This is a genomic window from Pseudomonas entomophila, from assembly GCF_023277925.1.
GTDB classification, from domain to species: domain Bacteria; phylum Pseudomonadota; class Gammaproteobacteria; order Pseudomonadales; family Pseudomonadaceae; genus Aquipseudomonas; species Aquipseudomonas entomophila_D.
In genome coordinates this window covers 3,592,039-3,604,712 of record NZ_CP063832.1, presented here as the reverse complement: position 1 = coordinate 3,604,712, position 12,674 = coordinate 3,592,039, and the positions used below count along the sequence as shown (strand labels likewise).

13 protein-coding genes are annotated in these 12,674 nt (G+C 63.0%); 6 read left to right on the top strand and 7 right to left on the bottom strand.

From position 1 onward, the window contains the following. Positions 1-108: 108 nt before the first annotated feature. Both pcaH and pcaG read left to right on the top strand, forming a co-directional pair. Positions 109-828, top strand: coding sequence for a protocatechuate 3,4-dioxygenase subunit beta (gene pcaH, locus IM733_RS15940; RefSeq protein WP_248917538.1), 720 nt, complete (start codon positions 109-111; stop codon positions 826-828). Between the two features lie 11 nt (positions 829-839). Next, positions 840-1,445, top strand: a complete 606-nt coding sequence (gene pcaG / locus IM733_RS15935; protein ID WP_248917537.1) for a protocatechuate 3,4-dioxygenase subunit alpha — start codon at positions 840-842, stop codon at positions 1,443-1,445. Between the two features lie 76 nt (positions 1,446-1,521). On the opposite strand, the gene IM733_RS15930 is transcribed toward pcaG, so the two are convergent. The 4 genes from IM733_RS15930 to IM733_RS15915 all read right to left on the bottom strand — a co-directional run bounded on the left by IM733_RS15930 (position 1,522) and on the right by IM733_RS15915 (position 6,082). Next, positions 1,522-1,977, bottom strand: coding sequence for a cupin domain-containing protein (locus IM733_RS15930; protein ID WP_248917536.1), 456 nt, complete (start codon positions 1,975-1,977; stop codon positions 1,522-1,524). 309 nt (positions 1,978-2,286) lie between these two features. Continuing rightward, on the bottom strand, positions 2,287-3,372 hold the full coding sequence (trmA, locus tag IM733_RS15925; protein WP_248917535.1) for a tRNA (uridine(54)-C5)-methyltransferase TrmA: 1,086 nt from the start codon (positions 3,370-3,372) through the stop codon (positions 2,287-2,289). Beyond that, positions 3,369-4,664: an NCS2 family permease gene (locus IM733_RS15920; RefSeq protein WP_232881869.1), complete on the bottom strand. Its 1,296-nt coding sequence runs from the start codon at positions 4,662-4,664 to the stop codon at positions 3,369-3,371. Before IM733_RS15920 ends, trmA begins: the two co-directional genes overlap by 4 nt. Before the next feature lie 191 nt (positions 4,665-4,855). Then, positions 4,856-6,082: an MFS transporter gene (locus IM733_RS15915; RefSeq protein ID WP_248917534.1), complete on the bottom strand. Its 1,227-nt coding sequence runs from the start codon at positions 6,080-6,082 to the stop codon at positions 4,856-4,858. Between the two features lie 344 nt (positions 6,083-6,426). Here IM733_RS15915 and IM733_RS15910 point away from each other — a divergent pair, with 344 nt between their 5' ends. The 3 genes from IM733_RS15910 to IM733_RS15900 are packed head-to-tail and all read left to right on the top strand — an operon-like array spanning position 6,427 to position 9,025. Beyond that, positions 6,427-7,863: a cytochrome ubiquinol oxidase subunit I gene (locus IM733_RS15910; RefSeq protein WP_248917533.1), complete on the top strand. Its 1,437-nt coding sequence runs from the start codon at positions 6,427-6,429 to the stop codon at positions 7,861-7,863. Between the two features lies 1 nt (position 7,864). Beyond that, entirely contained in the window at positions 7,865-8,872 is a 1,008-nt protein-coding gene (gene cydB, locus IM733_RS15905) for a cytochrome d ubiquinol oxidase subunit II (protein ID WP_248917532.1), read from the top strand. A gap of 12 nt (positions 8,873-8,884) precedes the next feature. Next, entirely contained in the window at positions 8,885-9,025 is a 141-nt protein-coding gene (locus tag IM733_RS15900; protein WP_248917531.1) for a DUF2474 domain-containing protein, read from the top strand. 149 nt (positions 9,026-9,174) lie between these two features. Here the strand turns inward: IM733_RS15900 and IM733_RS15895 are convergent, their stop codons facing one another. Then, positions 9,175-10,299 (bottom strand): methyltransferase, encoded by a 1,125-nt coding sequence (locus tag IM733_RS15895; protein ID WP_248917530.1) that lies wholly within the window; start codon positions 10,297-10,299, stop codon positions 9,175-9,177. Positions 10,300-10,395: 96 nt separating this feature from the next. Further along, a complete protein-coding gene (locus IM733_RS15890) occupies positions 10,396-11,100 on the bottom strand; it encodes an autoinducer binding domain-containing protein (RefSeq protein ID WP_248917529.1) in 705 nt (234 codons plus the stop codon). Between the two features lie 214 nt (positions 11,101-11,314). On the opposite strand from IM733_RS15890, the gene IM733_RS15885 reads away from it, so the two are divergent. Beyond that, entirely contained in the window at positions 11,315-12,091 is a 777-nt protein-coding gene (locus IM733_RS15885; RefSeq protein ID WP_248917528.1) for a ferredoxin--NADP reductase, read from the top strand. 116 nt (positions 12,092-12,207) lie between these two features. Here IM733_RS15885 and mscL read toward each other — a convergent pair whose 3' ends face one another. Beyond that, positions 12,208-12,621, bottom strand: a complete 414-nt coding sequence (gene mscL / locus IM733_RS15880) for a large-conductance mechanosensitive channel protein MscL (protein ID WP_248917527.1) — start codon at positions 12,619-12,621, stop codon at positions 12,208-12,210. Between the last annotated feature and the right edge of the window lie 53 nt (positions 12,622-12,674).

The window sequence follows — 12,674 nt, the reverse complement described above, 5'->3', positions numbered from 1 at the left end:
TTATGCCTGTGACCCTGAAATTCAATATTCATCACCACGAGCCTGTCGGAAACTGCAAGTCCGCCTGCCACGCCCAGGCGTTCGACAATTCCAAGAGAGGACATCGGCATGCCCGCCCAGGACACCAGCCGCTTCGTGATCCGTGATCGCAACTGGCACCCCAAGGCCCTTACTCCCGACTACAAGACCTCGGTGGCGCGTTCTCCGCGCCAGGCCCTGGTCAGCATCCCGCAGTCGATCAGTGAAACCACCGGCCCGGACTTTTCCCACCTGCGCTTCGGCGAGCATGACCACGACCTGCTGCTGAACTTCAACAACGGTGGCCTGCCGATCGGCGAGCGCATCATTGTTGCCGGCCGGGTGATCGACCAGTACGGCAAGCCGGTGCCCAATACGCTGGTGGAGATGTGGCAGGCCAACGCCGGTGGCCGCTACCGGCACAAGAACGACCGCTACCTGGCGCCGCTCGACCCCAACTTCGGCGGGGTCGGCCGTTGCCTGACCGATCGCGACGGCTACTACAGCTTCCGCACCATCAAGCCCGGCCCGTACCCTTGGCGCAACGGCCCCAACGACTGGCGCCCGGCCCATATCCACTTCTCCGTCAGCGGCCCGTCGATCGCGACCAAGTTGATCACCCAGCTGTACTTCGAGGGTGATCCGCTGATCCCGATGTGTCCGATCGTCAAGTCGATCGCCAACCCGGATGCGGTCGAGCGGCTGATCGCCAAGCTCGACATGAGCCATGCCAACCCCATGGATTGCCTGGCTTACCGCTTCGACATCGTCCTGCGCGGCCAGCGCCAGACCCACTTCGAAAACCGCTGAGGAGTACCGCCATGCCTATCGAACTGCTGCCGGAAACCCCCTCGCAGACCGCTGGCCCCTACGTACACATCGGCCTCGCCCTGGAAGCGGCCGGCAACCCCACCCGCGACCAGGAAATCTGGAATCGCCTGGCCAAGGCTGATGCTCCCGGCGAACACATCCTGTTGATCGGCCAGGTGTACGACGGTAACGGCCACCTGGTGCGCGACTCGTTCCTGGAAATCTGGCAGGCCGATGCCAAGGGCCTGTACCAGGACGACTACAACCAGGAGAACCTGTTCAACAGCTTCGGCCGCACCGCCACGACGTTCGATGCCGGTGAATGGACCCTGCACACGGTCAAGCCGGGCGTGGTCAACAGCGCCGCGGGCGTGCCCATGGCGCCGCATATCAACATCAGCCTGTTTGCCCGGGGCATCAACCTCCACCTGCACACGCGCTTGTATTTCGAAGACGAGGCCGAGGCCAACGCCAAATGCCCGGTGCTCAATCTGATCGAGCAGCCGCAACGGCGTCAGACGTTGATCGCCAAGCGTTGCGAGGTGGATGGGAAGACGGCGTATCGGTTCGATATCCGTATTCAGGGAGAAGGGGAGACGGTGTTCTTCGATTTTTGAAGGCAAGCAGGGCAGCAGCATCGCCACGCGTGACACCAGACCACTGAGCCGACCCAGGGCCTGGTGTCGTTGGCGATCAGGAACTGGGCGGGCTCACCGGGTGCAGGTCGAACCTGTCGCACTGAAACTGGAACAGGAAGCACTCGGCGCCAGCGGCACAGCCACTTTCATGTTCTCTATTCGCCCTCAGCTGGTAGAACCCGCCGTCATGGAAGACGATGCGATTCGTGCCGTATGTCACGTAGAAGTTGCCTTTGAGCACCACCGTCGCTAACGCCTGGCTATGCGTGTGCAGGCCATTATCGGTACCCGCGCGAAAACGGACATAGGCCATGTAAGGGCCTCCGAGCAGGATATTGCCTTGAACGTTGACATACCTCACCGCCCCGTTGGTGCCTGGCACGTCCCTCCAGCCGTTCGTGGGGATGCTCGTGTGGTTGAGATTGCCTGCATCGAGCAGCGAACACTCGTTCGCGCCAGCCGCCAGAGGGGTGGCGATGGCGAGTGCAAGGAGGACTTTCAAAAGACGCATGGGCTTGCTCCTCAATCAATAGTCGTGGTTCTTGCAGGCACTGTGGCCATCCAGGAACAACGCTGAGGATTGCTGAGCGGGTGCAATCCACCAGTGGCGACAACGCTTGCTGCAGAAGATGAACGTTCCCTTTGCAAAGGGGGCGGTGCTCAGGCCACAGGCTAGGGGAATCGAGCGCAATATGCCCCTGGCAAAACTGTCAGGTGCCAGAGGCTGTAGTTATCGCTAAGAATGGTTTTCTGCCCGTGCTCAGGCTCGAGGAACTTCGGTGAGTGCGACGAGGCCGTTGCAGCCCCGCCGCAGATTGCATCAGCGCCGTACCAGCAGGACACCGCTTTCCATGTGATGGGTATACGGGAACTGGTCGAACAGCGCGCAGCGTTCGATGCGGTGGGTATCCTGCAACTGGGCGATGTTCTGCGCCAGGGTCTCGGGGTTGCACGAGATGTACAGGATGCGTTCGAAGCGCCGGGTCAGTTCGCAGGTGTCCGGGTCCATGCCGGCGCGGGGCGGGTCGACGAACACGGTGCCGAAGTCGTAGCTTTTCAGGTCGATGCCTTCCAGGCGGCGGAACGGCCGCACGTCGTTCAACGCCTGGGTCAGCTCCTCGGCCGACAGGCGCACCAGGCGCACGTTGTCCACGCCATTTTCTTCGAGGTTGTGCAGCGCGGCGTTGACCGAGGTCTTGCTGATCTCGGTGGCCAGCACCTGGCGGGCACGGGTGGCCAGCGGCAGGGTGAAGTTACCGTTGCCGCAGTACAGCTCCAGCAGGTCGTCGTCACGCTCGCCCATGGCCTCGAAAGCCCAGCCGAGCATCTTTTGGTTCACTGCGCCGTTGGGCTGGGTGAAAGCGCCTTCGGGCTGGCGGTAGCTGAAGGTGCGGCCGGCGATGGCCAGCTTCTCTACCGCGTAGTCGCGGCCGATCACCAGGCGCTTGCCCTTCGAGCGGCCGATCACGCTGACGTTCAGGTCGCTGGCCAGCTGCTGCGCGGCCGCTTCCCAGGCGTCATCCAGTGGGCGGTGGTAGCACAACGTGACCATCGCATCACCGGCCAGGGTGGTGAGGAACTCGACCTGGAACAGGCGGTTGTTCAGGTCTTCGTTGCCCTGCCAGGCGGCTTTCAGGCGCGGCATCAATTCATTGATGCGCTGGCTGGCGATGGGGAAGTCGTCGATCAGGATCGCCTTGTGCTTCTCGCCCGGGGCGAACATCGCATAGTGGCGCTGGCCGTCTTCGCGCCACAGGCGGAACTCCGCGCGCAGGCGGTAGTGCTCGCGCGGCGAGTCGAACACTGCCGGCTCCGGGGCGCCGAACGGTGCCAGCAGCTCGCGCAGGCGGGCGACCTTGGCCGCCAGTTGCGCGTCGTATTGCGTCGGGTCGAAGACAGCACTCATGCGTTGAACCAGCCCAGCTTGATGACGAACAGAATGGACAGGATCACCAGCGCCGGGTTCAGGTCCTGGCGACGGCCGGACAGCAGCTTGATGGCGGTCCAGGCGATGAAGCCGAAGGCGATGCCGTTGGCGATCGAGTAGGTCAACGGCATGGCCAGGGCGGTGACCACCACCGGTGCGGCCTCGGTGACGTCGTCCCAGTTGATCTCGGCCAGGCCCGAGGCCATCAGCACGGCGACGAACAGCAGCGCAGGCGCAGTGGCGAAGGCCGGCACGCTACCAGCCAGCGGGGCGAAGAACAGCGCCAGCAGGAACAGGATGGCCACCACGATGGCGGTCAGGCCGGTGCGGCCACCGGCACTCACGCCTGCGGCGGATTCGATGTAGCTGGTGGTGGTCGAGGTGCCCAGCAGCGAGCCGGCCATGGCGGCGGTGCTGTCGGCGATCAGGGCGCGGCCCATCTTCGGCATGTGGCCGTCCTTGCCCATCAGGCCGGCGCGCTTGGCCACGCCGATCAGGGTACCGGAGTTGTCGAACAAGTCGACGAACAGGAAGGCGAAGATCACGCTGATCAGGCCGACGTCCAGGGCGCCCTTGATGTCCAGCTGCAGGAAGGTCGGGGCCAGCGACGGCGGCATCGACACCACGCCACCGAATGGGGTGACGCCCATGGCGATCGAGGCCACGGTCACGGCGAGGATGCCGATCAGCACGGCGCCACGCACTTTCATCGCTTCAAGGGCGACGATCAGGAAGAAACCCAGGGTGGCGAGAATCGGCGCCGGCTGCTTGAGGTCGCCCAAACCCACCAGGGTGGCCTGGTTATCGACGACGATGCCGGCGTTATGCAAGGCGATCAACGCCAGGAACAGGCCGATACCGGCGGCGATGGCCGAGCGCAGCGGCAGCGGGATGCTGTTCACGATCCATTCGCGGATGCGGAAGATCGACAGCAGGAAGAACAGCACGGCGGAGAGGAACACCGCACCCAGCGCCACCTGCCAGGTGTGGCCCATGTGCAGGACCACGGTGTAGGTGAAGAAGGCGTTCAGGCCCATGCCCGGTGCCAGGGCGATCGGGTAGTTGGCGATGATGCCCATGGTCACCGAGCCGATGGCCGCGGCCAGGCAGGTGGCGACGAAGATCGCGCCCTTGTCCATGCCGGTCTCGCCGAGGATGCTCGGGTTGACGAACAGGATGTAGGCCATGGCCAGGAAGGTGGTGACGCCCGCGAGAATCTCGGTGCGCACGTTGGTGTTGTGTGCTTTCAGTTGAAACAGCCTTTCCAGCATGCCTGCTCCCCAGGGCGCCCTCGCGCCGTGAATGTATCGACCCCAACAGCAAAGCACAGACCGTACCGGATGCCGTGGTTTTGTGCGGGGCGGAAAAAAGCCGCGCATCATACCAGCATGGATGGCGGGGGCCTATGGCCATTCGGGAGGAGCGGCCTGGCGGGGAAACGCTTCGCCAGCAAGGCTGGCTCCTACAGGGGGCCTTGGTGCATGCGGTCGCGATGGGTCAAGGTCGGGAACAGCTTCATCCACACTCCCGTTACCACCAGCGTGCCTACGCCACCGAGCACCACCGCCGGTACTGTGCCAAACCAGTGTGCGGTGATGCCCGATTCGAACTCGCCGAGCTGATTCGAGGCACCGATGAACAACCCATTCACGGCGCTCACCCGGCCGCGCATCTCGTCTGGTGTCTCCAACTGCACGAAGGCGCTGCGGATGACCATGCTGATCATGTCCGCTGCACCCAGTACCACCAGCACCGCCAGGGAGAACCAGAAGGAGGTCGAGAGGCCGAAGGCGATGGTCGCCACTCCGAACACACCCACCGCGGTGAACATGGTCAGCCCTACCTTGCGTTCCACCGGGAAGCGCGCCAGCCACAGTGACATCAGCAGTGCACCGACGGCGGGCGCCGAACGCAGCAGGCCCAGGCCCCAGGCGCCGGTGAGCAGGATGTCCTTGGCGAACACCGGCAGCAGCGCGGTGGCGCCGCCCAGCAGCACGGCGAACAGGTCCAGCGAGATGGCGCCGAGGATGTCCGGGCGGCTACGGATGAAGCGGATCCCGGCCAGCAGCGAGTCGAGACTGGCGCGGCCGCGTTGCGGGATCTGCTGGCGGGCGTCCAGGCTCAAGGTAAGCAGGCAGGCAATCACATACAGGCCCACGGTCGGGCCATACACCCAGGTGCTGCCGAAGGCATACAGCAGGCCACCCACTGCCGGGGCAACAATGGTGGCCGCCTGGGAAGCCGAGGCCGAAGCCGCCACCGCGCGTGGGAACAGCCCGGGCGGCACCACGTTGGGCAGCAAGGCCTGGGTTGCCGGCATCTCGAACGAGCGGGTGGCGCCGAGCAGGAAGGCCAGCACGAAGATCAGCTCGCGGCTGACGCTGTCGGTGGCACTGCCCAGGGCCAGCGTCAGGGCGATCAGCGCCTGCAGGGTCTGGCACAGGGCAGCGACCTTGCGCCGGTCGTAGCGGTCGGCGACGTGGCCGGTGTGCAGCATGAACAGCACGCGGGGGGCGAACTCGGCCAGGCCGACCAGGCCCAGGTCGAGCACATTGCCGGTCAATTGGTAGAGGTGCCAGCCGATGGCCACGGTGAGCATCTGGAAGCCACTGGCGGTGAACACGCGGGCCAGCCAGAAGGCAATGAAAGGGCGGTGATGGCGCAGCAATTGCGGGGCGGAATCGGACATCGGGGAGCCTGCGACCTCGGTGCTAGAGGGGGCTGAAGAGTAACATCTGTTTGTAACAATTGGTTGCTGAAAGCCGAGTGGATCAGTCCCCGGCACTTCGCAAAAGAGGGTGAGGCAATGGGTCACGCGGCAATCAACCACACATCCGGATAGGTCATTCAGGACTATGCTTCCAAACAGTCGTTGATCTGGATCAATCGTTCCACAAGCAACGATTTGGCCTTCGGGCCGGAATCCCTGCGATCGAACAGAACAAAAAGAACAGGCCACACTCGACATCCCGTGGGGGCAGTGGGCGCCAGGGCCTTGAGCCCGGCCGCCGGATTATCTGAAGAGGAAGCACCATGTTCGGATTAGAAGCCCTAGAGCTCGCCCGAATCCAGTTTGCCTTTACCGTGTCCTTTCACATCCTGTTCCCAGCCATCACCATTGGCCTGGCGAGCTACCTGGCAGTACTCGAAGGTCTTTGGCTGAAGACTGGCAACAATACCTACCGTGACCTCTACCACTTCTGGTCGAAGATCTTCGCCGTCAACTTCGGCATGGGCGTGGTCTCCGGCCTGGTCATGGCCTATCAGTTCGGTACGAACTGGAGCCAGTTCTCCGATTTCGCCGGCTCCATCACCGGCCCTCTGCTCACCTACGAGGTACTGACCGCCTTCTTCCTCGAGGCCGGGTTCCTCGGTGTCATGCTGTTCGGCTGGAACCGTGTCGGCCGCGGCCTGCACTTCTTCGCCACCTGCATGGTGGCGCTTGGCACGCTGGTGTCGACGTTCTGGATCCTCGCCTCCAACAGCTGGATGCAGACCCCCCAGGGCTACGAGATCGTCAATGGCCAGGTGATCCCGGTGGACTGGTTCGCCGTGATCTTCAACCCATCGTTCCCCTATCGCCTGATGCACATGGCCACCGCGGCCTTCGTCGCCACCGCGTTCTTCGTCGGTTCGTCGGCGGCTTGGCACCTGCTGCGCGGGCGTGACAACCCGGCGGTGCGCAAGATGCTGTCGATGGCCATGTGGATGGCGCTGATCGTCGCGCCGGTGCAGGCGGTGATCGGTGACTTCCATGGCCTCAACACCCTCAAGCACCAGCCGGTGAAGATCGCTGCCATCGAAGGCCACTGGGAGAACAAGCCCGGTGAGCCGACCCCGCTGATCCTGTTCGGCATCCCCGACATGAAAGCCGAGACCACGCGCTTCAAAGTCGAGATCCCGGCGCTGGGCAGCCTGATCCTCACCCACAGCCTGGACAAGCAAGTCCCGGCGATGAAGGAATTCCCAGCTGAGGACCGGCCCAACTCGACCATCGTGTTCTGGTCGTTCCGGATCATGGTCGGGCTGGGCATGCTGATGATCCTGGTCGGCTTGTGGAGCCTGTGGCTGCGCAAGCGCGGCACGCTGTACAGCTCGCGGCCATTCCTCTACCTCACCCTGTGGATGGGACCTTCGGGGCTGATCGCCATCCTCGCCGGCTGGTTCACCACCGAGGTGGGGCGCCAGCCGTGGGTGGTCTATGGCCTGATGCGCACCGCCGATGGGGTGTCCAACCACAGCTATGCGCAGTTGGGCTTCACCCTGGTGATGTTCGTGGTGGTCTACTTCGCCCTGTTCGGTACCGGCATCGGCTACATGATGCGCCTGGTGCGCAAGGGGCCGAAGACCGGCGAAGGCGAGGAGCACACCCCGGGTGGCCCTGGCCAGCAACGCACGCCGGCGCGACCGCTGTCCGCCGCCGACGATGGCCACGAGGCCGACTCCGCCAGCCTGAACAAGGGGAACTGAGATGGGTATCGATCTTCCGCTGATCTGGGCCGTGATCATCATCTTCGGCGTCATGATGTACGTCGTGATGGATGGTTTCGACCTGGGCATCGGCATGCTTTTCCCCTTCGTCAACGAAGAGCGTGATCGCGATGTGATGATGAACACCGTCGCCCCGGTCTGGGACGGCAATGAGACCTGGTTGGTACTGGGTGGCGCTGCGCTGTTCGGCGCCTTCCCGCTGGCCTATTCGGTGGTGCTCGAGGCGCTGTACCTGCCGTTGATCCTGATGCTGGTGGGCCTGATCTTCCGGGGCGTGGCCTTCGAGTTCCGCTTCAAGGCCCGCGCCAACCGGCGGCATATCTGGGACAAGGCGTTCATCTGGGGTTCGCTGGTGGCGACCTTCTTCCAGGGCGTGGCCCTGGGCGCCTTCATCGAAGGCTTCAAGGTGGTCGACCGCAAGTTCGCCGGCGGCACCCTGGACTGGCTGACTCCGTTCACGCTGTTCTGCGGCCTGGGCCTGATCGTGGCCTATACCCTGCTGGGTTGCACCTGGCTGATCATGAAGACCGAGGGACCGCTGCAGCAGAAGATGCATGACATCGCCCGGCCCCTGGCGCTGGTGCTACTGGCGGTGATCGGCATCGTCAGCCTGTGGACGCCGATCGCCTACCCACAGATCGCCGAGCGCTGGTTCAGCATGCCCAACCTGGTCTGGTTCATGCCGGTGCCGATCCTGGTGCTGGTGACCTTCTACGGCTTGCTGCGGGCGGTGGCGCGTAACGCGCACTACACGCCGTTCCTGTTGACCCTGGTGCTGATCTTCCTGGGCTACAGCGGGTTGGGCATCAGCCTGTGGCCGAACATCATCCCCCCGTCGATCAGCATCTGGGACGCCGCGGCGCCGCCGCAGAGCCAGGGCTTCATGCTGGTGGGCACGCTGTTCATCTTGCCGTTCATCCTGGGTTACACCTACTGGAGCTACTACGTGTTCCGCGGCAAGGTGACCCATGAAGATGGCTATCACTAGGAGCGCGCCGTGATGAACATCGAAGAGAAGAAGCCGCTGTGGCAACGCCTGGGCTGGCTAGTGCTGATCTGGGCGCTGAGTGTCGCGGCGCTGGGGGTGGTGGCTTATGGCATGCGCATGTTCATGAGCGCGGCGGGGTTGAGTACCCACTGATCCGCGGATTACGACATCGCAGTGTTTGGCGCCGGCGTTGTCGCTGTTCGCCAGCAAGGCTGTCTCCTACAGGATTGCGCGAAGACTCTGGTTCGGCGCAGTTCCTGTAGGAGCGGGTTTACCCGCGATGGGCCGCACAGCGGCCCTTTTCATTTCCGGGCTTTCAACACCACGAACTTCGGTGTTGCCGCCACCTGCTCGACGCCACGGAACAACCGCGCCAGCTTGCTGTGATAGCCCAGGTGCCGGTTGCCGACGATATACAACGCCCCCCCTACCACCAGCGCCTCACGGGCTTGCTGGAACATCCGCCAGGCGAGGAAGTCGCCGACCACCTGCTGCTGGTGGAATGGCGGGTTGCACAGCACCACATCCAGCGACTGCTTTTCTTGCCCGGCCAAGCCATCGGCTGCGTAAAACTCGGCTGTACGTTCGCCCAGCGCCGCCTGCCAGTTGTCACGGGCCGACTGCACTGCCATGTACGACTCGTCCACCAATGTGTAGTGGGCATCGGGGTTGGCCAGGGCATTGGCGATGGCCAGCACGCCGTTGCCGCAGCCCAGGTCCGCGACCCGTGCCTGGCCCAGGTTGCGCGGCAGGTGGGGCAGGAAGGCGCGGGTGCCAATATCCAGCCCTTCGCGGCAGAACACGTTGGCATGATTGACCAGCTCCAGGGCGGGGCTGTCCAGGCGGTAGCGGCTAGGGTAGGGAGAGCGCGCCAATGGGCGCTCGGCGACGGTGGCGGTGAGCAGGCGGGCCTTTTTCTGCGCCAGCGAAGCCTGGACCGGCCCGATGTACTTCTCCATCAGGTCGCCCGCAGCACGGGGCAGGTGCTTGATCATGGCGCCGGCGATCACCTGGGCACCTGGAGCCAACTGGCCCTGCAGGCGGATCAGTTGCTCTTCGAGCAGTGCCAGGGTTTTGGGCACCCGCACCAGCACCCGGTCGAACGGGCCTTGCCAGGCTTCGTTGGCAGGAACGAACGGCACGCTGTCAAAGCCCTTGCCGTTACGTGCCAGGTTCTTCTCCAGCGCCATGCGCGCCAGGTGCGAGTCACCGCTGCTGATCACCTCCAACTGGCCAGCCAGGCTGGCCGCCAGGGCGCCGAAGCTGTCATTGAGCACCAGTACCTTGCCGTTGGCGACCGGCAGTTGGGTCGCCAGGTGTTCCAGCAGATACTGGTCGGCGGCATCGAAAGCCAGCAGCGGGTCGTTGGCCTGCTCCGGCTGGCGGATCAGGTCGAGGTCGGCGAAGGGGCTGTTGAACAGGGGCATGACATGGGCTCAGCTGCGAATCTGCCTGGCGCGCTGTGCGGCAGGCTTGCGGTAGGCGATTCTACAGGGCTTTGCATACCGAAGGGGGATGGGCTGTCAGAGCAGGCCACGCAGGGCGGCGATGGCGATGGCTCCAGCCTTGTTGGCGGCGTTGGTCTTGCCGATCACGCTGCGAATATGGAAGTTCACCGTGCTGGTCGACAGTGACAGGATGGTCGCCACGTCTGACGCAGTCTTGCCGGCTGCCGACCACTTCAGCACTTCCAGTTCACGCTCGCTCAAATGAGGTGTCGGGCTGAACTTCTCCAGGTGGTACTCGCTGAGTGTTGCGTGCAATGTGCTGCACAGCCACATCACCAGCGACCCCTTCTCATAGACTTCTTCCACGCCGACCACTCCATTGCCGCGGCACACGCTCAGCTGGCTTTGGTTATGCCGTTGGTCGAATACCGACTGGGTCCAGCCGTGGGTGATGCCATGGCGGGTCGCCGCTTCACGCATGTGCGGTACTTCACGGAACAGGTCGTCGTTCCAGACCAACGGCTTGAGCGTTTTGTGGCACTTTGACACTATTGGGTCTATGGTGAAGAAATTACCCTGCTGGTAACGTGTGTTCCACTCGGGTGGATAGTTGTTGTAGAGCACAACCTGCGGGCTATGGGCAGCGATATGCAGATGCAGCGTCAGGCCCAGGTAATCCATGCCCAATGCTTGAACCATGTCCGCTGCCCGATCAAACAGCTTCTTTGGGTCACGCTCCTCCAGCAATAACTGCATGGTTTCGCTCTTCCAGTAAGGCATCGGTGAAGCTCCGTAGGTATGCCATGGATCCAATATTTACGCCGCACGGATCGAAGTGTAGGAAATGTCCTCGTTCTGTGCTCAGTTTTTTTGCTATAGCTGTGTCGGTTTTTAAGTAGTTTGTTGTAGGCCATTGACGATACCCTACAAACCACCGGTGTTTATCCTGGCCGCATTGCGCGACACTGGGCGTACCCGATCGATGGAGCCCGTCATGTCCGCCAGTGCCGACAAGTTCACCCGCCAGACCCTGCTCGACGTCCAGCCCTTGACCCCCAACCTGTTCAGCCTGCGGGTCAGCCGCGACGCCGGGTTTCGCTTTCGCGCCGGGCAGTTCGCTCGCCTGGGGGTGACCAAGTCTGACGGCAGCGTGGTCTGGCGTGCCTACTCCATGGTCAGTGCCCCTCACGACGAATTCCTCGATTTCTTTTCCATCGTGGTTCCAGGCGGCGAGTTCACCAGCGAACTCAGCCGACTGGGCGAGGGCGACACATTGCTGATCGACCGCCAGGCGTTTGGCTACCTGACCCTGGATCGGTTTGTCGGTGGCCGTGACCTGTGGTTGTTGGCCACGGGGACTGGCATTGCGCCCTTCATGTCGATTCTCCAGGACTTCGAGGCCTGGGAACGTTTCGACAACATCAAACTGGTGTACTCGGTGCGCGAGGTCAAGGAACTGGCTTATCGGGAGGAGATCGCCGGCCTGGAGCAACGTGACCATCTGGCCGAGTTCGCCGGCAAGTTGCAGTTCATTCCGGTGGTGACCCGCGAGCAGCACCCGGGTGCATTGAATGCACGTATCACCACACTGATCGAGAATGGCGAGCTGGAGAAAGCTGCGGGGCTGGCGTTGTCACCGGAACACTCGCGAATCATGCTCTGCGGCAACCCGGACATGATCGATGAGACGCGCAAGGTGCTGAAGGCCCGCGACCTGCAACTGAGCCTGAGCAAGCGTCCTGGCCAGGTGGCGGTGGAGAATTACTGGTGATGCGCGGTGTTTCTCTGTAGGAGCCAGCTTTGCTGGCGAACCGGCCATGGCATGTCATTGAAACCGTCGCGCGTTCGTTCGCCAGCAAGGCTGGCTCCTACAGGGTGCGTCGTAGGTCAGGGCTGGCGGTTCTGCGTCTTGAGCAGGTCGCGAATCTCGGTCAGCAGGGTCTCTTCGGCGCTTGGTACCGGCGGTGCGGTCGGTGCCACGGCTTCTTCGCGCTTGAGGCGGTTGATCACCTTGACCCCCATGAAAATGGCGAAGGCGACGATGATGAAGTCGAGGATGGTCTGGATGAACTTGCCATAAGCCAACACCACGGCCGGCACATCGCCTTCGGCGGCCTTGAGCGTAATGGCCAGGTCGCTGAAGTCCACACCGCCGATCAGCAGGCCAATGGGGGGCATGATCACGTCGCCGACGAAGGACGAGACGATCTTGCCGAACGCCGCGCCGATGATGATACCCACCGCCATGTCGACGACATTTCCCTTGACCGCGAAGGCCTTGAATTCACTGAGCATGCCCATGCTGTATTCCTTTGTTACGAATGGAGAGGTAAACGCAGTGTAAGCCACTAAAA

What these genes read in the sequence shown, in the direction of transcription:
- pcaH (WP_248917538.1), top strand. Translation starts at nt 109, where the DNA reads ATGCCCGCCCAGGACACCAGCCGCTTCGTGATCCGTGATCGCAACTGG.
- pcaG (WP_248917537.1), top strand. Translation starts at nt 840, where the DNA reads ATGCCTATCGAACTGCTGCCGGAAACCCCCTCGCAGACCGCTGGCCCC.
- IM733_RS15930 (WP_248917536.1), bottom strand. Translation starts at nt 1,977, where the DNA reads ATGCGTCTTTTGAAAGTCCTCCTTGCACTCGCCATCGCCACCCCTCTG.
- trmA (WP_248917535.1), bottom strand. Translation starts at nt 3,372, where the DNA reads ATGAGTGCTGTCTTCGACCCGACGCAATACGACGCGCAACTGGCGGCC.
- IM733_RS15920 (WP_232881869.1), bottom strand. Translation starts at nt 4,664, where the DNA reads ATGCTGGAAAGGCTGTTTCAACTGAAAGCACACAACACCAACGTGCGC.
- IM733_RS15915 (WP_248917534.1), bottom strand. Translation starts at nt 6,082, where the DNA reads ATGTCCGATTCCGCCCCGCAATTGCTGCGCCATCACCGCCCTTTCATT.
- IM733_RS15910 (WP_248917533.1), top strand. Translation starts at nt 6,427, where the DNA reads ATGTTCGGATTAGAAGCCCTAGAGCTCGCCCGAATCCAGTTTGCCTTT.
- cydB (WP_248917532.1), top strand. Translation starts at nt 7,865, where the DNA reads ATGGGTATCGATCTTCCGCTGATCTGGGCCGTGATCATCATCTTCGGC.
- IM733_RS15900 (WP_248917531.1), top strand. Translation starts at nt 8,885, where the DNA reads ATGAACATCGAAGAGAAGAAGCCGCTGTGGCAACGCCTGGGCTGGCTA.
- IM733_RS15895 (WP_248917530.1), bottom strand. Translation starts at nt 10,299, where the DNA reads ATGCCCCTGTTCAACAGCCCCTTCGCCGACCTCGACCTGATCCGCCAG.
- IM733_RS15890 (WP_248917529.1), bottom strand. Translation starts at nt 11,100, where the DNA reads ATGCCTTACTGGAAGAGCGAAACCATGCAGTTATTGCTGGAGGAGCGT.
- IM733_RS15885 (WP_248917528.1), top strand. Translation starts at nt 11,315, where the DNA reads ATGTCCGCCAGTGCCGACAAGTTCACCCGCCAGACCCTGCTCGACGTC.
- mscL (WP_248917527.1), bottom strand. Translation starts at nt 12,621, where the DNA reads ATGGGCATGCTCAGTGAATTCAAGGCCTTCGCGGTCAAGGGAAATGTC.